This is a genomic window from Streptomyces sp. NPDC048637, assembly GCF_040650675.1.
Lineage (GTDB): Bacteria > Actinomycetota > Actinomycetes > Streptomycetales > Streptomycetaceae > Streptomyces.
The window spans coordinates 102,607-124,259 of sequence record NZ_JBEZHQ010000023.1 but is presented as its reverse complement, the minus strand read 5'-3'; the positions used below and the strand labels follow the sequence as shown (position 1 = coordinate 124,259).

At 71.3% G+C, this 21,653-nt stretch carries 17 protein-coding genes and 1 pseudogene; 8 read left to right on the top strand and 10 right to left on the bottom strand.

All coding sequences use genetic code 11. The features are described from left to right. Positions 1-212 precede the first annotated feature (212 nt). Positions 213-3,182: an excinuclease ABC subunit UvrA gene (gene uvrA / locus AB0C46_RS26195; protein WP_362830708.1), complete on the bottom strand. Its 2,970-nt coding sequence runs from the start codon at positions 3,180-3,182 to the stop codon at positions 213-215. A gap of 263 nt (positions 3,183-3,445) precedes the next feature. Continuing rightward, on the bottom strand, positions 3,446-4,171 hold the full coding sequence (locus tag AB0C46_RS26190) for a TetR family transcriptional regulator (RefSeq protein ID WP_362830707.1): 726 nt from the start codon (positions 4,169-4,171) through the stop codon (positions 3,446-3,448). 60 nt (positions 4,172-4,231) lie between these two features. Between AB0C46_RS26190 and AB0C46_RS26185 the strand changes: the two genes are divergently transcribed. The 4 genes from AB0C46_RS26185 (at position 4,232) to AB0C46_RS26170 (ending at position 8,487) form a co-directional block, all read left to right on the top strand. Continuing rightward, on the top strand, positions 4,232-5,788 hold the full coding sequence (locus AB0C46_RS26185; RefSeq protein WP_362830705.1) for an FAD-dependent monooxygenase: 1,557 nt from the start codon (positions 4,232-4,234) through the stop codon (positions 5,786-5,788). Positions 5,789-5,915: 127 nt separating this feature from the next. Then, positions 5,916-6,659 carry a maleylpyruvate isomerase family mycothiol-dependent enzyme gene (locus AB0C46_RS26180; RefSeq protein ID WP_362830704.1) on the top strand — a complete coding sequence of 248 codons (744 nt, stop codon included), beginning with the start codon at positions 5,916-5,918 and terminating at the stop codon, positions 6,657-6,659. A gap of 9 nt (positions 6,660-6,668) precedes the next feature. Beyond that, entirely contained in the window at positions 6,669-7,325 is a 657-nt protein-coding gene (locus tag AB0C46_RS26175; RefSeq protein ID WP_362830703.1) for an MBL fold metallo-hydrolase, read from the top strand. A gap of 94 nt (positions 7,326-7,419) precedes the next feature. After that, a complete protein-coding gene (locus AB0C46_RS26170; protein WP_362830702.1) occupies positions 7,420-8,487 on the top strand; it encodes a S66 peptidase family protein in 1,068 nt (355 codons plus the stop codon). A gap of 98 nt (positions 8,488-8,585) precedes the next feature. Here the strand turns inward: AB0C46_RS26170 and AB0C46_RS26165 are convergent, their stop codons facing one another. The 4 genes from AB0C46_RS26165 to uvrB all read right to left on the bottom strand — a co-directional run bounded on the left by AB0C46_RS26165 (position 8,586) and on the right by uvrB (position 14,922). Beyond that, positions 8,586-9,569: a TerC family protein gene (locus AB0C46_RS26165; protein ID WP_362830700.1), complete on the bottom strand. Its 984-nt coding sequence runs from the start codon at positions 9,567-9,569 to the stop codon at positions 8,586-8,588. A gap of 215 nt (positions 9,570-9,784) precedes the next feature. Further along, positions 9,785-11,875: a TerD family protein gene (locus tag AB0C46_RS26160; RefSeq protein WP_362830698.1), complete on the bottom strand. Its 2,091-nt coding sequence runs from the start codon at positions 11,873-11,875 to the stop codon at positions 9,785-9,787. A gap of 98 nt (positions 11,876-11,973) precedes the next feature. Continuing rightward, entirely contained in the window at positions 11,974-12,552 is a 579-nt protein-coding gene (locus AB0C46_RS26155; RefSeq protein WP_362830696.1) for a TerD family protein, read from the bottom strand. Positions 12,553-12,789: 237 nt separating this feature from the next. After that, positions 12,790-14,922, bottom strand: a complete 2,133-nt coding sequence (uvrB, locus tag AB0C46_RS26150) for an excinuclease ABC subunit UvrB (RefSeq protein ID WP_362830695.1) — start codon at positions 14,920-14,922, stop codon at positions 12,790-12,792. Positions 14,923-15,626: 704 nt separating this feature from the next. On the opposite strand from uvrB, the gene AB0C46_RS26145 reads away from it, so the two are divergent. From AB0C46_RS26145 to AB0C46_RS26135, 3 genes are all read left to right on the top strand, one after another. After that, entirely contained in the window at positions 15,627-16,514 is an 888-nt protein-coding gene (locus AB0C46_RS26145) for a glycerophosphodiester phosphodiesterase family protein (protein ID WP_362830694.1), read from the top strand. Positions 16,515-16,600: 86 nt separating this feature from the next. Next, positions 16,601-17,182 (top strand): methylated-DNA--[protein]-cysteine S-methyltransferase, encoded by a 582-nt coding sequence (locus tag AB0C46_RS26140; RefSeq protein ID WP_362830693.1) that lies wholly within the window; start codon positions 16,601-16,603, stop codon positions 17,180-17,182. A gap of 53 nt (positions 17,183-17,235) precedes the next feature. After that, complete coding sequence (locus AB0C46_RS26135) at positions 17,236-17,778, top strand: DUF1697 domain-containing protein (RefSeq protein WP_362830691.1); 543 nt, start codon at positions 17,236-17,238, stop codon at positions 17,776-17,778. A gap of 19 nt (positions 17,779-17,797) precedes the next feature. On the opposite strand, the gene AB0C46_RS26130 is transcribed toward AB0C46_RS26135, so the two are convergent. Beyond that, positions 17,798-18,259 (bottom strand): type II toxin-antitoxin system PemK/MazF family toxin, encoded by a 462-nt coding sequence (locus AB0C46_RS26130; RefSeq protein ID WP_362830690.1) that lies wholly within the window; start codon positions 18,257-18,259, stop codon positions 17,798-17,800. Between the two features lie 136 nt (positions 18,260-18,395). Here AB0C46_RS26130 and AB0C46_RS26125 point away from each other — a divergent pair. Beyond that, a pseudogene (locus AB0C46_RS26125) lies at positions 18,396-18,543 on the top strand (WGR domain-containing protein); the annotation flags it as partial. A gap of 49 nt (positions 18,544-18,592) precedes the next feature. Here the strand turns inward: AB0C46_RS26125 and AB0C46_RS26120 are convergent. From AB0C46_RS26120 to AB0C46_RS26110, 3 genes are all read right to left on the bottom strand, one after another. Further along, positions 18,593-19,231 carry a uridine kinase gene (locus AB0C46_RS26120; protein WP_362830688.1) on the bottom strand — a complete coding sequence of 213 codons (639 nt, stop codon included), beginning with the start codon at positions 19,229-19,231 and terminating at the stop codon, positions 18,593-18,595. 75 nt (positions 19,232-19,306) lie between these two features. Then, the gene (locus AB0C46_RS26115) at positions 19,307-20,236 is read right to left on the bottom strand and encodes an IclR family transcriptional regulator C-terminal domain-containing protein (RefSeq protein WP_362830687.1); all 930 of its coding nucleotides are present in this window, start codon (positions 20,234-20,236) and stop codon (positions 19,307-19,309) included. Between the two features lie 150 nt (positions 20,237-20,386). Beyond that, entirely contained in the window at positions 20,387-21,331 is a 945-nt protein-coding gene (locus AB0C46_RS26110; RefSeq protein ID WP_362830686.1) for a zinc-binding dehydrogenase, read from the bottom strand. Between the last annotated feature and the right edge of the window lie 322 nt (positions 21,332-21,653).

Genomic DNA, 21,653 nt, shown 5'->3' with positions numbered 1-21,653 from the left:
ACGGGGACGCAGCGCGGGGACGCGGAGTGGGGACGCGGAGTGGCCCGGAGGCACCGGAGGCAGGTGCCGGCGGCGCGCTCCGGCGCCGGGCGTACGGGCGGCAGTCTCCGGCGCACCGTCAGGCGCCGCCGCCCCGTCAGCACCACGGGCCGCCACCGCCCCCGTCGTACGGAGAGCGGTGACGGCCCGGCGGTAACAGCGGCCCGTGGGCGTCAGGAGGCCCGGCGGGTACGCGCCGTGGCCTTCTTCGCCGTGGTCTTCTTGGCCGCGGTCTTCTTCGCTGCGGCCTTCTTGGCCACCGGCTTCTTTGCGGACGCCTTCACCGGCGCGGCATCGCTGACGCGGTCACCGAGGATCTCCCGCAGGAACTTGCCGGTGTGGCTGGCCGGGATGGACGCGATGTCCTCCGGGGTGCCTTCGGCGACGACCAGGCCGCCGCCGTTGCCCCCCTCGGGGCCCATATCGATGACCCAGTCGGCCGTCTTGATCACATCGAGGTTGTGCTCGATGACGATCACCGTGTTGCCCTTGTCGACCAGGCCGGCCAGCACATTGATCAGCTTGCTGATGTCGTCGAAGTGCAGACCGGTGGTCGGCTCGTCGAGGACATAGACCGTGCTGCCCGTCGAGCGCTTCTGGAGCTCGCTGGCCAGCTTGACGCGCTGCGCCTCACCGCCGGAGAGCGTCGGCGCGGACTGCCCGAGGCGGACATAGCCGAGGCCGACCTCGTGGAGCGTCTTGAGATGCCGGGCGATGGTCGGCACCGCCTCGAAGAAGCTCAGGGCCTCCTCGATGGGCATGTCCAGCACCTCGGCAATGGACTTGCCCTTGTAGTGGACCTCCAGCGTCTCCCGGTTGTAGCGCGCCCCGTGGCAGACCTCGCACGGCACATACACATCCGGCAGGAAGTTCATCTCGATCTTGATGGTGCCGTCGCCGGAGCAGTTCTCGCAGCGGCCGCCCTTGACGTTGAAGGAGAAGCGGCCCGGCAGATAGCCGCGGACCTTGGCCTCCATCGTCTCCGCGAAAAGCCTGCGGACATGATCGAAGACGCCGGTGTAGGTGGCCGGGTTGGAGCGGGGGGTGCGGCCGATCGGCGACTGGTCGACATGCACGACCTTGTCCACCAGGTCGTCGCCGGCGACCCGGGTGTGCCGGCCCGGCACCGACTTGGCGCCGTTCAGCTCGCGTGCGAGGTGGGTGTAGAGGATGTCGTTGACCAGCGTCGACTTGCCGGAGCCGGAGACTCCGGTGACGGCCGAGAACACCCCGAGCGGGAACGAGACGTCGATGTCGCGGAGGTTGTTCTCCTTCGCGCCGTGCACCGTCAGCTGCCGCGCCGGGTCGGCGGGCCGCCGGATGTCCGGTGTCGCGATGGCCTTCTTGCCGGACAGATACTGACCGGTGATCGAGTCCTTGTTGGCCAGCAGCTGCTTCATCGGGCCGCTGTGCACGACCTTGCCGCCGTGCTCACCGGCACCCGGGCCGATGTCCACGACCCAGTCGGCGACCTTGATGGTGTCCTCGTCGTGCTCCACGACGATCAGGGTGTTGCCCATGTCGCGCAGCCGCACCAGGGTCTCGATCAGCCGGTGGTTGTCGCGCTGGTGCAGACCGATCGACGGTTCGTCCAGGACGTAGAGCACGCCCACCAGGCCGGAGCCGATCTGGGTGGCGAGGCGGATGCGCTGGGCCTCACCGCCGGAGAGGGTGCCGGCCGCGCGGTTCAGCGAGAGGTAGTCCAGGCCGACGTCGACCAGGAACTTCAGCCGCTCGTTGACCTCCTTGAGGACCCGCTCGGCGATCTTCTTCTCGCGCGCGGTGAGCTTCATGTCCCGCAGGAAGTCGGCGCAGTCGCTGATCGACATGGCCGCGACCTCGGCGATCGACTTCTGCTGAACCGTGACGGCGAGCACGATCGGCTTGAGCCGGGTGCCCTCACAGGTCGGGCAGGGCACCTCGCGCATATAGCCCTCGAAGCGCTCCCTGCTGCTGTCGCTCTCCGCTTCGGAGTGCCGCCGCTTGACGAACGGCACGGCACCCTCGAAGGGGGTGGTGTAAGCCCGCTCACGGCCGTACCGATTGCGGTAGCGCACCTCGATCTGGGTCTTGTGGCCCTGCAGCAGGGCCTTCTTGGCGCGGGCCGGCAGCCCGGCCCACGGGATGTCCGTACGGAATCCGAGGGCGTCGGCCAGCGCGCCGACCAGGCGGCCGAAGTACTCCTTGGTGTGCCCGTGCGACCAGGGGTGGATCGCGCCCTCGTCGAGGGAGCGGTCCTCGTCGGGGACGATCAGCTCGGGGTCGACCTCCATACGCGTACCGATGCCGGTGCAGTCCGGGCAGGCGCCGAAGGGCGAGTTGAAGGAGAAGGAGCGGGGCTCCAGCTCCTCGAAGGAGAGATCGTCGTAGGCGCAGTACAGATGCTCCGAATACATCCGCTCGCGCTGCGGATCGTCCGGGTCCAGGTCGACGAAGTCGAGGATGACCATGCCTCCGGAGAGCCCGAGGGCGGTCTCGACGGAGTCGGTCAGCCGCCGCTTGGCGGTCTCCTTGACCGTGAGGCGGTCGACGACCACCTCGATGGTGTGCTTCTCCTGCTTCTTCAGCTTCGGCGGCTCGGCGAGATGAATCGTCTCCCCGTCCACCCGCGCCCGGCTGTAGCCCTTGGTCTGGAGGTCGGAGAAGAGATCGACGAACTCGCCCTTGCGCTCGCGCACCAGCGGGGAGAGCACCTGGAAGCGGCTGCCCTCGGGCAGTTCGAGCACCTTGTCGACGATGGCCTGCGGCGACTGCCGGGCAATCGGACGGCCGCACTCGGGACAGTGCGGCTTGCCGATACGCGCGAAGAGCAGACGGAGGTAGTCGTAGACCTCGGTGATCGTGCCGACCGTCGAGCGCGGGTTGCGCGAGGTCGACTTCTGGTCGATCGATACCGCGGGGGACAGGCCCTCGATGAAGTCCACATCGGGCTTGTCCATCTGCCCGAGGAACTGCCGGGCGTAGGAGGAGAGCGACTCGACATAGCGCCGCTGCCCCTCGGCGAAGATCGTGTCGAAGGCGAGCGAGGACTTGCCCGACCCGGAGAGCCCCGTGAAGACGATGAGGGAGTCGCGGGGGAGGTCGAGCGAGACGTTCTTGAGGTTGTGCTCGCGAGCGCCACGGACGATGAGACGGTCGGCCACGCCGGTCGGCACCTTTCTTGGAGGGGGCGGGAGCCGCGGCTCTGCGTCCGCCGCTCGGTGAGTGAGCAGAGGCGGCGGAGCGGAGCGGAGCCCCCGCCCCAGGGTATGGGACCCGCCGCGGCACTGACTTTGCGATGCCACACACGAGCCTATAGCACGCGCATTCGATTTACGGGGCCCGCAAGCCCTCTTCACCCAAACGTGTGGCGGCCCCACAACCTTCCCGCCCCGCCCCACGCCCGTACGCTGCGGAAACGCCCTCGTCAGGCGAAGCCGGGCAGCGCCCGCTCCAGCGCATCGAACGTGCGCCGCAGCACCTCCGCCTGCTCAACGGCCACCGCGTCCACCGGGTCACCCCCGAGCTGCCGGACCGCGGCATCGACGTGCGCCACCCGGATCGCCGCGACGACCAGTGCCGCGCCCAGCCGGGCGTCATGACCGGGCCGGTCCGCGTCGCCGCCCGCGGCCTCGGCGAGCAGCGCGGCGAGTGTGTCCTCCATCTCCTCGACCGCCTCACGCCCCCGTGCCCGCAGTGCCGGTGAGTCCAGCACCGTGCGCCAGAAGTGCTCGAACCCCTCCCCCACCGCGGCCAGCGGATGCCGCTCCGCCAGCAGGCCGAGCACGAGCCGGCGCAGCGCGGCGAGCGGCGGCTCGTCCGCCCCGCGCTCCCGGACGGCGCGGGCGAGCAGCTCCCGGGCCTCGGGGATGCGGTCGAGGAAGAGGTCCTCCTTGCGCGGGAAGTAATTGAAGACCGTCATCGTCGACACCTCGGCGGCGCGGGCCACCTCGGCGACGGTGACATTGTCGAAGCCGCGCCGGATGAACAGCAGCGTGGCCTCACCGGAGATCCGCTGCCGGGTGCGCAGCTTCTTGCGCTCGCGGAGCGTCAGCCGCCCCTCCTCCACCCCGAAGCCGGTTTCCGGCCGCCGGCCCCCTGGCCGCCCGCCGTCCGCCGCCCGCCCAGCGCCATGCCGCTCCTCGTCCACCATGGCCGGAATTTTAGGCCATTTTTAGCCGCAACAAATTTTTAGTCACTACACTTATGCCGCATGACGCATGACGCAGACGTAGTGGTGGCAGGGGGCGGCCCGGTGGGGCTGATGCTCGCCTGCGAACTCGCACTGGCAGATGTCCCGGTGGTCGTCCTGGAGCGGCTGACCAAGGTGGACACGAAGATCAAGGCGGGGTCGATCAACTCCCCCAGTTCGGAGGCCTTCTACCGGCGCGGGATGCTGCCCGGCCTGGCACAGGCACAGCGCGAGGCCTTCGAGAAGTTCAGCTCCTTCCTGCGGCAGCGGCAGGCCGCCGGGGCCTCCGCGGTCCAGCAGCCGCCGAAGTTCGCCGGGCATTTCGCGGGCATCATGCTGCGCGGTGACCTGCTGGACGAGTCCGACCCGGACTTCGACGGCCACGGCCCCGCCGCCGAGGTCGGCCTCGTCCCGCAGGAGGTCCTGGAACGGCTGCTCGGCGCCCGCGCCGCCGAACTGGGCGTCGACCTGCGCCGCGGGGTGACCCTGACCGGTTTCGACGCCGGCGACGACGGCGTCCACGTCCACACCTCGGCCGGGTCACTGCGCACCGGCTGGCTCGTCGGCTGCGACGGCGGCCGCAGTACGGTCCGCCGGCTCGCCGGCTTCCCGTTCTCCGGAACGGCACCCGAGATCACCGGCCGCCAGGCCCTGGTGGAGATGACCGGCGCCGAGAGGCTGGGGGCCGGCTGGAACTGGACGGAGACCGGGACGTACGTGCACGGGCCGATGCCCGGCCGGATCCTCACCGTGGAGTTCGACGGGCCGCCCGAGGACCGCGAAGCGCCCGTCACCGCCGCGGAGTTGGAGGAATCCCTGCGCAAGGTGTCCGGGGTGCCGGGCGTCACGATCCACAAGGTGCTCTCGGCGACCCGGTTCACGGACCACGCACGCCAGGTGCCCGACTACCGCTCCGGACGGGTGCTGCTGGCCGGTGACGCGGCCCATGTGCACTCGCCGTTCGGCGGCCAGGGGCTGAATCTCGGTATCGGTGACGCGATGAACCTCGGCTGGAAACTGGCCGCCACGGTACGCGGCCGGGCGCCGGAGGGGCTGCTCGACACGTACACGGCCGAGCGGCACCCCCTGGGCGCGTGGGTACTGGAGTGGACCCGGGCCCAAGTGGCCCTGATGCGGCCCGAGTCGCACGCCCGGGCGCTGCGCGGGGTGATCGCGGAACTGACCGGAACCGTCGACGCCACCACCTTCTTCGCCAAGAAGATCTCCGGCGTCCAGCAGCGCTACGACCTGCCCGGTGACCATCCGCTGACCGGCGGCAGCGCACCTGACCTGGAACTCTCCGACGGCACCCGGCTCGCCGGCCATCTCCACGACGGGCGGGGGCTGTTGCTCGATCTCGCCGATGACGCGGCGGTGCGCGAGCGCGCCGCGGGATACGGCGACCGGGTGCGGGTGCTCACCGCGGCCTGCCCCGGGCGGCCCGGCCTGGCCGGCCTGCTGGTGCGGCCGGACGGCTGCACCGCCTGGGCGGCGGACTCCGGCGCCCCGGACACCTGGGACGATCTGGAGGCGGCGCTCCGGAGCTGGTTCGGCACGCCGGACGGCGCGGCGGCCTGACCACCACGGCGGGTGGCGCGAAACGGCCGGCCCGACCGGCTGATTCGCGCCGCCCGCCCCGCCCGCGTACGCCCCGATGGGCGTCGGCCGACTCCCGCGCCCGCCCCGACGGCGCTAGCGTCGGACCATGACCCTCACCCCGCCTGACTTCCCGCACGATGTGGCAGCCGTCCGCGAGGCCACCGACCGGCTTCTGGTCTCGGTGAGCAAGCTCGACGACGCGGCGATCGGCGAGCCGTCGCTGCTCCCCGGCTGGACCCGCGGCCATGTCCTCGCCCATCTGGCGCGTAACGCGGACGCGCTGGGCAATCTCCTCACCTGGGCGCGTACGGACGTGCGGACACCGATGTACGCCAGTGCCGAGGCACGGGAGCGCGATATCGAGCGGGGCGCCGACCGTCCGCTGGCGGCGCAGCTGGAGGACCTCAGGGAGACCGCCGCGCGGTTCGACACGGCGATGGAGGCGCTGCCGGAGGCACGCCGGGCCTTCGAGGTCGAGATGCGCAACGGCGTTGTCGAGCGGGCCGACCGGCTGCCGCTGCGCCGGCTGGCCGAGCTCGAACTGCACCATGTCGACCTCGGTGTCGGCCACACCGTCGACCAGCTGTCGCCCGCCTTCATCGACCGTGAACTGGACTTTCTGTCCACGATCAAGTTCGCCGGGCACCCGGATCTGCCCCCGCTGGAGCTGCAGGCCGACGACGGCCGCCGCTGGCGCACCGGCCGCACGGTCACCGGACCGGCTGCCGGGGCCGCGCCGCTGGTGGTGACGGGCTCCCCGGCCGCGCTGGTCGGCTGGCTCACCGGACGCGGCGACGGCCGCAAACTGGACAGCCACGGCTGCGTCCTGCCTGCCGTACCGCCGCTTTAGAGTGGTCCCATGGGCTACAGCGGAGCAGTGAAGGTCGGCGGACCGGCCGACGTGCACGAGCTGACCGACCTGATGATTTCCAAGGTCGCGGTCGGTCCGATGAACAACAACGCCTATGTGCTGCGGTGCCGGGCGACCGATGAGCAGTTGCTGATCGACGCGGCCGCCGAGCCGCACACCCTTCTCGCGCTGATCGGCGACAGCGGTATCGCCTCCGTGGTCACCACCCACCGGCACGGTGACCACTGGGGCGCGCTGCGCGAGGTCGTCGAGGCGACGGGCGCGCGGACCTACGCGGGGCGGTACGACGCCGAGGGCATCCCCGTCCCCACGTACGTGCCGGTCGAGGACGGCGACACGCTCACCGTCGGCCGGGTGGAACTGACCGCGCGCCACCTGGTCGGGCACACCCCGGGCAGCATCGCGCTGGTCTACGACGACCCGCACGGGGCCCCGCATCTGTTCACCGGGGACTGCCTGTTCCCCGGCGGCGTCGGCAACACCTTCGGCAGCGCCGAGAACTTCGCCCGTCTGATCGACGACGTGGAGCGCAAGCTCTTCGGTGAACTGCCCGACGAGACCTGGGTCTATCCGGGCCACGGCAACGACACCACGCTCGGCGCGGAGCGTCCGCACCTCGCCCAGTGGCGCGAGCGCGGCTGGTAGTACACCGGACGGCGGACGGCGGGTCCGGGCGCGTCGGCCAGGCACACGGGAAAATGGGGCGGCCGGTCCGCCGGAGCGCCCGTACCCTCACGTCATGCCGCTGTCGTCACCGTCCTCCTCCGCGCTCCGTCACCCGCCCAATCCGCGTCCGGGTGACCGGGTGGCTGTGCTCTCGCCCTCCTCGGCGCTGCCGCAGCGGTTCCCGGTTCCGTACGAACTCGGTCTGGCCCTGCTGGAGAAGGACTTCGGGCTGATCCCGGTCGAGTACCCGACCACGCGGAAGTGGGGCGCCGGGGCGCAGGAGCGGGCCGCCGATCTGCATGCGGCGTTCGCGGATCCGGACATCGCCGCCGTCTTCGCCAGTATCGGCGGTGACGACCAGCTCACCGTGCTGCCCTACCTGGACCGCGAGGTCTTCCGCGCCCACCCCAAGCCGTTCTTCGGCTACAGCGACAACACCAATCTGCTGGCGTATCTCTGGAACACCGGAATCGTCGGCTTCCACGGCGCCACGGTGATGTGCGAACTGGGCCGCCCCGGGGCGATGCACCCGCTCACCGCGGAGTCGCTGCGCGCCGCACTGTTCACCCCGGGGCCGTATGCACTGCGCCCCGCGGAGCGCTACGGCGACGAGCACGGTGACTGGGGCGACCCGGAGACCTTCGCCGCCGAGCCCGCCCTGTGGCCGGGCGGGGGCTGGCGGTGGCACGGTCCGGAGCGGGTGGTCGAGGGCCCCAGTTGGGGCGGCTGCATCGAGGTGCTGTCCTGGATGCTGATGGCGGACCGTGAGATCCAGCAGGATCCGGCCGCGTACGACGGCTGTGTGCTGTTCCTGGAGACCTCCGAGGAGCTGCCAGGGGCCGACGAGGTGTACTTCGTGCTGCGCAGCATGGGCGAACGCGGTCTGCTGCGGCGGTTTCCCGCCCTGCTGATGGGCCGCCCCAAGGCATGGTCGCTGTCCCGTCCGCTCTCCGGCGAGGCGAAGGCTTCCTACGTACGCGAGCAGCGTGCGGCGGTGCTGCGTGCGCTGGCTACGTACGCCCCGGACACCGTCGCGGTCTTCGATGTCGATCTCGGGCACACCGATCCGCAGCTGGTGATCCCGTACGGCGGCACGATCCGGGTGGACGGGGTGGCGCGGCGGATCACGGTGACGTACTGACGGGTGCTCCCCCGTACACGGCGACGGCGCCCGGCCCCGCTCCGGGAGGAGCGGGAACCGGGCGCCGGGATGCCGTTCCGGGGCGCTGGGCGCCGGCCTCAGGCGTCTATGCGTTCCTTGGCCGTGGCCTCGGCTGCGGCCTGCTTCTTCGAGGCGCGCAGGCTGGTGAGGGTCGTGACGACCAGGACGGCGCAGATGACGCCCAGCGAGACCGGAATGGTGATCTCCGGTACGGGCACCCCGGACTCGTGGAGGGCGTGCAGCACCAGCTTCACACCGATGAAGCCCAGGATGATCGACAGGCCGTACGAGAGGTGGACCAGCTTCTTGAGCAGTCCGCCGATCAGGAAGTACAGCTGCCGCAGACCCATCAGGGCGAAGGCGTTGGCGGTGAAGACGATGTACGGGTCCTGGGTGAGGCCGAAGATCGCCGGGATGGAGTCCAGTGCGAAGAGGACGTCGGTGGTACCGATCGCCAGCATGACGATCAGCATCGGCGTCATCAGCCGCTTGCCGTTCTCGACGATGAACAGCTTGGTGCCGTGGTACTGGTCGGTCGACGGGAAGCGCTTCTCGACCATCTTCAGGAAGCGGTTCTCCTCGAACTCCTCGTCCTCCGCGTCGGCCCGGGCCTCCTTGATGAGCTTCCACGCGGTCCAGATGAGGAACGCGCCGAAGATGTAGAAGACCCAGGAGAAGTTGGCGATGATCGCGGCGCCCGCACCGATGAAGCCGGCCCGCAGCACCAGCGCGATCAGCACACCCACCATCAGCACCCGCTGCTGGTAGATCGCCGGGACCGCGAACTTCGCCATGATCAGCACGAAGACGAAGAGGTTGTCGACGCTCAGGGACTTCTCGGTGATGAAGCCGGCGAAGAACTCACCGGCCGGTGCGGTGCCGCCGAACAGCAGCAGCCCGAGGCCGAACAGCGCGGCGAGGGCGATCCAGACACCGGTCCAAATTCCGGCCTCCTTGAGGGAGACCTCGTGTGGTTTGCGGCCGCCGATGAAGAAATCGGCGGCGATCAGGGCGCACAGACCAAGGATGGTCAGCACCCACAGGTTCAGGGAAACGTCCACTGCTCCTCCGGCAGAGTCGTACGGCACTCACAGCGTCGTCGCTGCCGGAGGTCTCTTCCGCCCTGTCCGCCCGAGGGGGACAGGGCCGACGCCCCGGGATCTCGTCACACTCGCAATCCGTGATGACGGGTACGTCGTATCAGGAATACTCCCCTCCGCACCAAGAAGCGTAAAGGAAGCCCAATGAATAGTAAAGAAAAAGGCAAAATCGCTGTTCAGGAGGCCCTTCTGGCCGCCGCGAGCCGGCCCAGGACCTGACGCACCACCTGGCTGCCCTTCGGGGCGAGCGGTGGCTCGTACGTCCAGGCATGGCCGACCCAGGGGTCGGCGAGGTGCGCGTCGGGAACCGGAGTGATCCGCAGCAGGGAGCGCCACAGCGGATCCAGGACCGGGCCGTACTCCCGGGTCTGGGCGCGGTCGGCGACCAGCATCAGATGCACCCCGACCGCCGGTCCCTCGTCGGCCAGATAGCGGAGCCGGGTGAGGGCACGGTCGTCGAAGCCGTGCGGGAAGTCATGCACGATCAGCAGCTGCTCGGCGGTGTCGAGATCGGCCGGCAGGGCGTCCGCGGCGCGATGGCGCACGGCCATCTGGACGAGCTCCACCCGCCGGGTCAGCCCCTCCAGGACCGCGGCCACCCCCTTGGCGCCGGGCAGCGGGAAGGCGGGCAGCGCACCGCTCTCCACCAGCGGCGCCAGCGCGGGCGCGGCCGCCCCGCCCGGGTCGATGACCTGGACCGCGAAGTCACCGGCGGGGTGGATGGCGAGCAGCCGGGCGGCGATCGCCACGGCCGACTCCATGGCCAGACGGCGCAGCTCGGCCTCGTCGGGCGGCCCGTCCGTGAGGGCGCCGGGCAGCTCCCGCCGGCCGATGTCGCGCTCGGGACCGGGGCCGCCGTGGGCGTAGGCATCGGGCCCGCTGTCGATCCACAGCCCGCGCTCCAGCGGGAGACGGACCAGCATGGGGATGCGCAGGTCCAGGACCTCCGGGAGGTGCAGATCGCCCAGGCGCAGCGCCATCGGACGCTCCTGCGGGACGTGGTAGCCCTGCCATACGGGGCTGTCCCAGCGGGCGAAGGCCGGCGGCAGCGCGGGCTCCACGACCTCCGACTCCGCCATGAGCTGCGCGAGGTCACGGTCGAGGGCGGCGCGGGCCTGGGTGACGAGGGCGGCGTGCTTGTCGCGGGCGGTGGCGCGCGCGGCCTCACCCGCCGTGCCGAGGCGGTGGCGCGGGTCGCCCAGGGCCCGGTCGAGCTCCTGCTCCAGGCGGGACTCGGCGAAGTCGGCGGCGCTGCGGTAGGCGGCGACCGAACGCGCCAGATCCTCGAACATGCCCCAGACCTGGTTGTAGAGCCGCTCGTCCATGCTCCAGCCGGCGGCATCACCGGCCACCGGCCCGTCCGGTGCCGTGGGACCGGCGGCCGAAGGGGGTGTACCGGCCGGCAGCGCGGCGGACGGGGCGGGGGCGGCCGGGGCGGGGGTGCTGCGCCGCCGGGGGTGCCGGTAGTCGATGGGGCCGCCGTTCGCCGGGGCAGGCGGCAGGTCAGGGGCCTTGGCGCCGGGGGCGGTCTTCGCCCCCGCTCCGGTCCCGGGTCCGGCTGCGCCCCCGGCTCCGGCGCCGGAAGGTGCCGTGCCGTCAGCTGCCGTGGTGGGCGCGGGGGACGGCCGGTCCTGGGCGGGCGCGGCGGCCGGACCGGTGCCGGGACGGTCGGACCGGCCGGCCGCCATGGGAGCGGGCGCGGGGACCGCCCGGGCCTGCCCCAGACCCACCGCTTCCTCGATCTCCGCGGCCAGCTCCGCCGCCTGCGGCAGCCCCTGGTCACGCAGCATCGCCGGGAGTCCCTCGGCGTAGCCCTGGCCCACGGCGCGCACCTTCCAGGTGTCCTGCCTGCGGTAGAGCTCCATGGCGACGACGGCGGACTCCGCGCCCAGGCCGGTGATCGTGTAGCGGACGAGGCCGGTGCCGTCGAGGCCGGTGACCGTGACGGACGGCGCGGCGGCCGCACCGAAGGCGGTCAGCCCGCCGATCCCGGTGGGCAGCGCCAGCAGCACACTCACCCGGTGGACGGCGGCGGACAGCGCGTCGAGATCCACCGCGATGCGGTGTTCGGCGGCCGCCTGGCGGGGAACCTCGATGCCGGTGCGGCGGGGCGCGCCCGGGTGGGCCACCGCCTCGGCGCCGGAGAGCCTGCCCTGCTCGTCGCCGAGGGTGACCCCGGCCACGACGGGACCGCCCGCCGCCACCCGGATCTCCACCCGCGTCCGGTCCAGCGGATGGTTCTGCCCCCGGACCAGCTCGGCCGTCATCGTTGTTCCCCCTGGTTGTGGTGGCGTCCCCGGGCCGGACGCCGGGCTCGGGCCCGGAGCGGCGGCGCGGCCCGGTGCGCGCCCCCGCGAGGTGGTGGTTACAGGTGCGGCACGATCGCCGGCACGAGGTCCTGGAAGGTGCGGCCGACGGAGGGCTCGCCGATGGCGGTCATCTGCCAGCCGTTGCCCACCCGGTGCACCTTGGACATGACCTGTGCGGTGTAGTTGCCGCCACCCGTGAGGGTGTAGCGGGCGAGCTCCTGGCCGGTGTTCTCGTCCACCAGACGGCAGAAGGCGTCCTGCACCTCGGCGAAGGTCTGGCCGGTGAAGGAGTTGACGGTGAATACGATCTGGTCGATGTGCACCGGCACCCGCGCCAGGTCGACCAGGATCGCCTCGTCATCGCCGCCCTGGCCCGCACCGCCGACGAGGTTGTCGCCGGTGTGCCGGACCGCGCCGTCGTCGCTGACCAGGTGCTGGAAGAAGACGACGTCTATCGGCTTCTTGTCGGCGAACAGCACCGCCGAGGCATCGAGGTCGATCTCGCTGGTCCGCCTCCCGAACAGGCCACGGCGCGGCGCCGAGCGCCACCCCAGCCCCATCCGCACCGCGGTCAGGGCTCCTCCGTCGGACTTCTGCAGGCTGATGCCCTGCCCCTTGGACAAATTGACCGACACGCGCCGTCCCCTCTCTCGTACTGTCCCCGCCCAGCTTTCCGGCGGCCCTTCGACCCTACGCACGGTGGTGGGCCGGGGGCGCGCAAGGCCCGCGTTTTGTGGCGCTTCTGCAACACACCGGACCACCGGACACCGCGCTCACGTGCGGCGATGCCTGCACCGGCGGCCGGCGCGGGCGCACCCGGACGGGCCGGTCGCGCGCCGGCCCCGGACTCCTCCGCAGCTCACGCCGGCCCCCTACTTCACCCCGGCCTCCCTCATTTGCCGCAGCTCCTTCTTCAGTTCACCCACCTCGTCACGCAGCCGGGCGGCGACCTCGAACTGCAGCTCCGCCGCGGCGGCGCGCATCCGCTCCGTCATCTCCTCGATGAGCTCGGCCAGTTCGGCGGCGGGACGGTCCGTCAGCTCCGCGCCTGCCTTGCCGCCCTTGCCCTTGGCGCCCTTGGCACCGAGCGCCGGAACCGGCGCCTTGCCCTTGGCGTCCTCGGCCTCGGAGGTCTTGCGGTATCCCGTGCCCAGCAGCTCCTGGGTGTCGATCTCCTCGCGGGCGATGGTGGCGACGATGTCGCCGATCTTCTTGCGGAGCGGCTGCGGGTCGATGCCGTTCTCCTTGTTGTACGCCAACTGCTTCTCCCGGCGGCGGTTGGTCTCGTCGATGGCCTTCTCCATCGCCGGGGTGACCTTGTCGGCGTACATGTGCACCTGTCCGGAGACATTGCGCGCCGCACGTCCGATGGTCTGGATGAGCGCCGAACCGGAGCGCAGGAAGCCCTCCTTGTCGGCGTCCAGAATGGCCACCAGGGAGACCTCGGGGAGGTCGAGGCCCTCCCGCAGCAGGTTGATGCCCACCAGGACGTCGTACTCACCCGATCGCAGCTCCCGCAGCAGCTCCACCCGGCGCAGGGTGTCCACGTCGCTGTGCAGATAGCGGACCTGGATGCCGAGCTCAAGGAAGTAGTCCGTGAGGTCCTCGGCCATCTTCTTGGTGAGGGTGGTGACCAGGATGCGTTCGTTCTTCTCCGTCCGCTGCCGGATCTCGTGCACCAGATCGTCGATCTGCCCGTCGGTGGGCTTGACCACCACCTCCGGGTCGACCAGCCCGGTCGGACGGATGATCTGCTCGACGAAACCGTCGCCGCGTGCGAGCTCGTACTTCCCGGGGGTCGCGGACAGATAGACGGTCTGGCCGATGCGCTCCAGGAACTCTTCCCACTTCAGCGGCCGGTTGTCCAGGGCGGACGGCAGCCGGAAGCCGTGCTCGACCAGGGTCCGCTTACGCGAGGCGTCGCCCTCGTACATGGCGCCGATCTGCGGGACGGTGACATGCGACTCGTCGATGACCAGGAGGAAGTCGTCCGGGAAGTAGTCGATGAGGGTGTTGGGCGCGGAGCCGGGCTCGCGGTCGTCCATGTGCATCGAATAGTTCTCGATGCCCGAGCAGGAGCCGATCTGCCGCATCATCTCGATGTCGTACGTGGTGCGCATCCGCAGCCGCTGGGCCTCCAGATGCTTGCTCTGCTTCTCCATCGTGGCGAGGCTGTCCGCCAGCTCGGCCTCGATCCCCGCGATGGCCTTCTCCATGCGCTCGGGGCCCGCGATGTAGTGGCTGGCCGGGAAGATGTACAGCTCCCGGTCCTCGCTGATCACCTCGCCGGTGAGCGGGTGCAGGGTGGACAGCGCCTCGATCTCGTCGCCGAACATCTCGATCCGCACGGCCAGCTCTTCATAGACCGGGAAGATCTCGATGGTGTCGCCGCGCACCCGGAAGGTGCCGCGGGTGAAGGCCACGTCGTTACGGGTGTACTGGATGTCGACGAAGCGGCGCAGCAGCTGGTCGCGGTCGAATTCGTCGCCGACCTTCAGCGGCACCATCCGGTCGACGTACTCCTGCGGGGTGCCCAGGCCGTAGATGCAGGACACCGAGGCGACCACGACGACGTCACGCCGGGTGAGCAGGGAATTCGTCGCCGAGTGGCGCAGCCGTTCGACCTCCTCGTTGATGGAGGAGTCCTTCTCGATGTACGTATCGGACTGCGGGACGTACGCCTCGGGCTGGTAGTAGTCGTAATAGGAGACGAAGTACTCGACGGCGTTGTTGGGCAGCAGCTCGCGGAATTCGTTGGCGAGCTGGGCAGCCAGCGTCTTGTTGGGCGCCATCACGAGCGTCGGGCGCTGCAGCTTCTCGATCATCCACGCGGTGGTCGCCGACTTGCCGGTGCCGGTCGCGCCCAGCAGGACGACATCCTTTTCACCCCCGCGGATGCGCCGCTCCAGCTCGGCGATGGCCGCCGGCTGGTCGCCATTGGGCTGGTAGGGGCTGACGACCTCGAAAGGCGCCACCGTGCGTTCGATCTTCGATACGGGCCGCATGGGATCCACCGTACGACCCAGCACTGACAACCGACGTGGACGATGCTCCGACCTGCGGTTTTGCCGCGCTGACGACCGGTGTCCCGCGGCGGGCGGGGCGGGCGGCGCTCGGCGGGCGAACGACGGCGGGGGAACGGGGCTCAGCCGGCGCGGGGCGGCGGGGCGGCGGACACGGCGGGGCGGCGGACGGCGGGGCGGCGGCGAGCACGGGATGGTGGTGGGGCCGCGGTGCCCGGCGGGCACGGAACGCCGCGGGGCCAGGGCGAACGGGGGACGCCGCGCGGGACACGGAGGACGCCGCGCGGGACCTGGCCCTGGCGTGTCGGCAAGCCCCACCTCCCGGCCGGAGCCGGGTCCGTGAGCGCGGCTCACCCGCTCCCGGAACCGGCCGCCCCGGACCGCCATGCGAGGCATTCGACCAAAACCGGTCAGAAGCACGAGGGGTGACGCATCATCGGCCAAGATGCGCGGATGCCGTGGCTCCGGCAAGTTGGACGGCGTCGGAGCGTACGTCTGTAGCACGGCTGATCCGGGCATCCTGCAACTGCGCGTCGCTCCAGAACGGAACACCGGCCACTTCTCGTTCAGGCCCCGGACACCACACGACCGCCTCCCGCTACGGCCCGGCTGCGAGCCTCTGTCCGTCCGACCCGGTTCACGTCACTTCACGTCAGCTCACGTCCACGACGTCACGAGGAGCCCGTATGCGTATTCGCCCCGTCGCCACCGTTGTCGCCGGTGCGCTCATGGGACTGTCCACGCTCGTCCTCTCCCCGACCGCCGTCCAGGCCGCGCCGGCCGGACACGCACCGCTGACGGTCGCCCACCGCGGCGCCTCGTCGTACGCGCCCGAGAACACCCTCGCCGCGATCGACGCGGCCGACCGGCTCGGATTCGAGTGGGTCGAGAACGACGTACAGCGCACCAAGGACGGCGAGCTGGTCATCCTCCATGACAACTCGCTCGCCCGGACGACCGACGTCGAGCAGGTCTTCCCCGGCCGGTCCCCGTGGAACGTCTCGGACTTCACGCTCGACGAGATCGAGAAACTGGACGCGGGCAGCTGGTTCGGACCGAAGTTCCGAGGGGAGCGGGTGCCGACCCTCGAGGACTACATGGACGCGGTCGAGCACAACGACCAGAGCCTGCTGATGGAGCTCAAGTCGCCGGAGCTCTACCCCGGCATCGAGCTGCAGACCCTCACGGAGCTGCGCCGCGAGGGCTGGCTGGACAAGGGGCATGTGAAGCACCGTCTGATCATCCAGAGCTTCAACGCCGACGCCATCAAGAAGGTGCACACCCTCCGGTCGGACATCAAGACGGGCTTCCTCGGCAATCCGTCCGTCGCCGACCTCCCGAAGTTCGCGAAGTACTGCGACCAGATCAACCCCGTCCACACGGCGGTCACCCGGGAGTACGTCGCCGCCGTGCACGGGCTGCGGGGCCCGCACCGCCGGACGCTGGACCTGTACACCTGGACCGTCGACGACCCGGCGGTCGCGGTGAAGGTCGCCGGTCTGGGCGTCGACGGCATCATCACCAACAAGCCCGACGTGGTGCGTGACGCCCTAGAGGACCACGACGACGACTGAGCCGCCCGGCGGCGACGGGGGACGGGAGGCGCGGGGCGCCGGTCCGTTCCCCGTCGCTTGTCAGTGGTGCGTCCTACCCTGATCAGGTGACGTATGAAGAGCAGGATTCCGGGCCGGCGAGGCCGCCGGAGGCGGCGGCGCGGCGCGACTGGGCCTGGAGACGGCTGGCGACCCCCATCGGTCCGCTGCTGCTCGCCGCGACCCGGGAGGGCCTGGTCCAGGTCGTCTTCCATGCCGACGAGCCGACGACCCGCCGGGCACTGACCCGTCTGGAGCAGTACTTCGGCGGCCCGCCGCTCACCGGGATACCTCATCTGACGACGGCCACCGCCGAGCTGACCGCCTACTTCGCCGGGGAGCTGCGGTCCTTCACCGTGCCCCTGGACTGGTCGCTGTCCTCCGGCTTCCACGCCCGGGTCCTGCATGCCCTGGCCGCCGGCGTCCCCTATGGCAGCGTCGTCGGCTATCAGGATCTCGCCGACCGGGTCGGGGAGCCGGGCGCCGCCCGTGCGGTGGGTGCGGCGATGGGGTCCAATCCGCTGCCGGTCGTCGTCCCCTGCCATCGTGTCGTGGCCAGTGACGGCGGGATCGGCGGCTTCGGCGGCGGTCTGGAGACCAAGCGTCTGCTGCTGGCCCTGGAAGGTGTGCTGCCCGCACCGCTCTTCTGATTCCGACCGTTTTCCGGCCTCGCCGAGGCCGACACCTACGAAGGGCAGCAGTCATGTCCCGTCAGATCGCTCTGCTCCGCGGCATCAACGTCGGCGGCCACAACTCCTTCCCCAAGGCGAAGCAGCTGGAGCTGGCCGAGTCACTGGGCCTCAAGGACGTCTCCGTCCTGCTGCAGACCGGCAATATCGTCTTCGCCGACCCCGGTACGCCGCCGGAGGAGACGGCCCGGGTGATCCATGACCGGATCGCCGCCGAGCTCGGCCTGACGGTGCCGGTCATCGTCCGGACCGGTGACGAGCTCGCCGCCGCCGTCGCCGCGAATCCGTTTCCGCAGGCCGTACCGGAGCCCAAGAGCCTCCATGTCACGTTCCTGTCGGCGGTGCCGGCCGACACCTCCCGGCTGGACGCGCTCGACCCGGCGGCGTTCGCGCCCGACCAGTACCGGCTGATCGGGCGCGAACTGTTTCTGTGGTGCCCCGGCGGCATCGGTCGCTCCAAGCTCGCCGACGCGGTGAGCCGCGCCCCCCTCGGGGTGGCGGCCACCGCCCGTAACTGGAACACCGTCTCCAAGCTGCTGGCCCTGGCGACCGCCTGAGCTCCCGGCACGGGCGCCGTCAGCGCCAGCCGTGGCGCTCACGCAGCCGGTTGGCGACCAGATTGAAGCGGCCGCGGTCCAGGGCGCAGGCCTCGCGCCGCATCCCGGCCGGGTGCACCCGCAGCACCCGGTCCACGGCCACCCATGAGTCGCGCCCCGCGCGGTCCCATGGGCCGGCCCCTATCGGGACCCACTCCCGGTCGTTGCTGTGCCGCTTGCTGGACAGCTGCACGGCCAGCAGCGTGCCGCCCCTCTCACGGGCGACGACCAGCACCGGACGGTCCTTGCCCCGGCCGTCGTTCTCCTCGAAGGGCACCCAGGTCCACACGATCTCACCGGGGTCCGGGTCGCCGTCCGGGTCGGGCGCATAGGTCATCTTCACGGTGCCGACGGAGCGCGGGTGGGCCTCCGCGGTGGCGGTGGGCCCCTGGCTGCCGGGCAGCGCGGCGGGCTCGTCGGATGCAGGGAATGAAGTGGTCACAGGGCCACGCTAACCGCCGCCGTACACGCGGCGGTCAGCGGTCCGCGCCCGGCGGCTGCACGGTCGGTTGTCAGTGGTCGGCCGTACGCTTTTTCACAGCGGGGGGCGGCTGTCGGGCCACCCCGGGGGGAGCGCCATGTCCGGGACCACGACGTACCGGGAGCTGTCGCAAGAGGGCGGCGGCGCCCACGAGTTCTACGAAGTGACGGTGCGGGGACACCGTCGTCCCGGTGCGCCACGGCCGCACCGGCGCGGGCGGCCGGCAGCAGAACTCGGCGTTCCCGGCCGGGAGAAGGCACAGGCCGGGACGGTCACTCCGACCGGGACCGGCGCTCACCGCAGTCCGCTCCAGGCCGGCCGGCGGGGATCGTCGGCCCGTACGACGATATCGGCCGCCTCCTCGGGCCGGGTCTCCGCCTCGTAGCGCGCGAACGCGGGCAGCGTCCAGCGCTCGCCCTCCGGGGTGCGGCGGGCGAGCGCGGCCGGCGACAGCTTCAGGTGGACGGCGAGATCGAAGGGAAACCAGTGACCGAGCAGCAGGGGACCGTGCAGCAACAGGACGCCGCCGGGCGGCAGTTGCACGTACGCGCTGCGGGTCGCCCGGTCCGCCACCGGATCCCACAGGTCCGGGAGCACCCGTCCGGTGCCGCCCGGCTCCAGCGGCTGGAACACCTCGCGCCACAGCGCCTGCCGGTCGAACCACTCGTCGTGGTAGGCGTCGGGGTCCTCCCGGCCGTATTCGAGCCGCAGCGAGGCGGGGCGCAGAAAGCCGAAGGTGCCGGCCTTGTGCACCGCTCGCCCCCGCAGCCGCAGCGCCTCGGCGAGCCGGGCGGCCAGCTCACCGGGCGAAGCGGCGGGTGCCCCGTCGAGGGCCACCCGCAGCCAGGGGCTCCCGTCCTTCGCCGGCGCCGCGACGAGCCGCTCGGCGAGCGCGTCGGTGAGCCGTTCCCAGGTGATCGCTTCGAGCCGCACCCCGCCATTCTGCACGGCCGCCCGGCGCGGGCCGCCCGCGGCAGCCCGGGTGGGCGGGCCGCCGGGGACCGCGCGTCAGGCCTGGTCCGCGGCCGGCCGGGCCGCCCCGTGGCGGCTGAGTTCGGCCGCCGCCTCCTTCGTCGCCTCGATGGCGCCCTCGGGGGCCACCGGCATCACGGACTTGAGCTTGAGGAGCAGGACCGCTCCCATGATGGAGCCGTCCCACATGATCGGCGCCGCACAGGAGTTCCAGCCGGCCATGCACTCCTCGTACCCGAGCGCGTACCCGAGGTCGCGCACCTCCGCGAGGGACTCCACCAGCGCATCGTTGTCGCGGTAGACGCCGGGTCCCGCCTGCTCGGGTACGGGCTCCGCCAGCACCCGCTGCTGGAGCACCTCCGGCAGGTAGGCGAGGATCGTCCGCCCGGAGGCGCCGGTGCGCAGGGAACGCGTCACGGACAGCACATCGCGCGGAGTCATTCCCAGCTCGGCGAGGTCGGAGTCGCCGACTGCCATGTCGACGCACTGCCGTTGGGCGCCGGAGAACGGCGCCACCATGTAGAGGAACGCCAGCCCGCCGTCGGTGGCCGTCCGCAGGTCGCTGAGCACCGTCTGCGAGATCCCGCCGTCGAGCCGGTGGTCGAGTGCGGTGAAGGCGAGCTGCGCGGCCGAGGTCCGCAGCCGGTAGAGGCCGCGGTCCACCCGCTCGAAGATGCGCTGGTAGATGCCGGACTGCAGGATGCGGTAGACGACGGAGTCGTCCAGGCCGGTGAACTCGGCGATCTCACCGGGACCGTGGGCGGATCCGCCCAGCTCGGCGAAGGCCGTCTGCACGAGGAAGACCCGCTCGGCATGGCCGGATCCCGACGCCCGGGAGCCCGCGGCCGACGCGCCCTTGGGCGTCTGGCGCGCCTTCTTGGAGTGGCCCGCGGTGTGCGGCGCCACGCCGGTGGCGGGCACGTCGGCCGGGGCCGGCGATCCCGTGGCTGTGGTGCTGTGACCCATCGTGTGCTCTCTCCCCTGGCAGTGATCCGCGCCCGAAGGCGCGCGGCATGTGCGGTACTGGCCGCCCTCTGTGCCCGCTGCTCCCGGTGGACGGCCCCGGGCTGTGCTCCCCCGTCCCTGGGGCCCGTCCGGCCCGCCGGGCCACCCGCATCATCGGGTGACGTCGAGCGCCAGTTTCCCGGTCCGGGTACGTGCGGCCAGGTCGTGGTGCGCCCGCGCCGCCTCCCCGAGCCCGTACACGGCGCCGGTCAGCGGTTTGAGTGTGCCCTCGGCGACCGCCTCGAACAGCGCCCGCATGGACGTCGGCAGCGCCGTACGGTCCGCGTAGAGCTGCGGCAGCCAGAAGCCCGAGACGGTGATGCTCCGCTCCATCAGCTCCCGGGTGGGCACGCTCGCCAACTCGCCGCCGGCGAACCCGTACACGGCCAGCCGGCCGCGCGGCGCGACGGCGGCGAGGGTCCGCTCGAAGGTGACGCCACCGGTCATCTCCAGCGCCGCCGCCACGGGACCGCCGGCCGCGTCCAGGATGCGTTCCGTCAGATCCTCGGCGGACGAGTCGACGACCGCGTGCGCGCCCAGTTCCTCAGCCAGTTTGCGCTTTTCCGGAGAGCCCGCGAGACCGATGACCTTGGCGCCGGCGTGCGCGGCGAGCTGGACGGCCAGCGAACCGACGCCTCCCGCCGCGGCCGGGACGACAACGGTCTCGCCCTCGGTGAGGCGCAGCGAGGTGAACAGCAGATGCCAGGCGCTGTTGCCCTGCAGCGCCAGTGCGACGGCCTGTTCGTCGCTGATGGCGTCGGGGACGTCCCAGGTGACGCGGCGGTGCAGCAGCGTCCGTTCCGCGTATCCGCCGCCGCGGCACAGTCCGACGACGCGCCGTCCGCCGTCCACCGTCCCCACGACCTCGTTCCCGGGTACGTACGGCAGCTCGACGGGCGCGAGGTAGGAGTCCCCCCGTACGTGCACATCCGCGTAGTTGATGCCGGCCAGGGCCACGTCGACCAGCGAGTGGCCGCCGCGCGGTGCGGGCTCGGGCACATCCTCGAGCCGCAGCACGTCCGGGCCGCCGAATTCTCGCATCACAATCGCGCGCACGACTCTCCCTCGGGTTCTCCAGTGCGGTGCCCGCACAGGGTAGGCACGGCGGCCCCATGCCCGCGGGCACCCGATCATTTCGCGCCAACCATGCGCCGCTCCAAGCGCCACCGCCCCTCTCCCCGGGAGGTTTTCCCGCCCGCTTTCTCGTGTCGCGAGAAAGCATCCCGGCGTTTTCCGCCCATTGCGCCGTTTTCCTGCCGATCTACCCATGGGTATCCCGGAGGTGGCTGCCTCGTGCCTCTCGCTCAAACCTGGCTGTCGGATGTGATCGCCGCCGCCTACGATCCCGAAGTGTGTCCGCCGTTGACCAGATGTGACG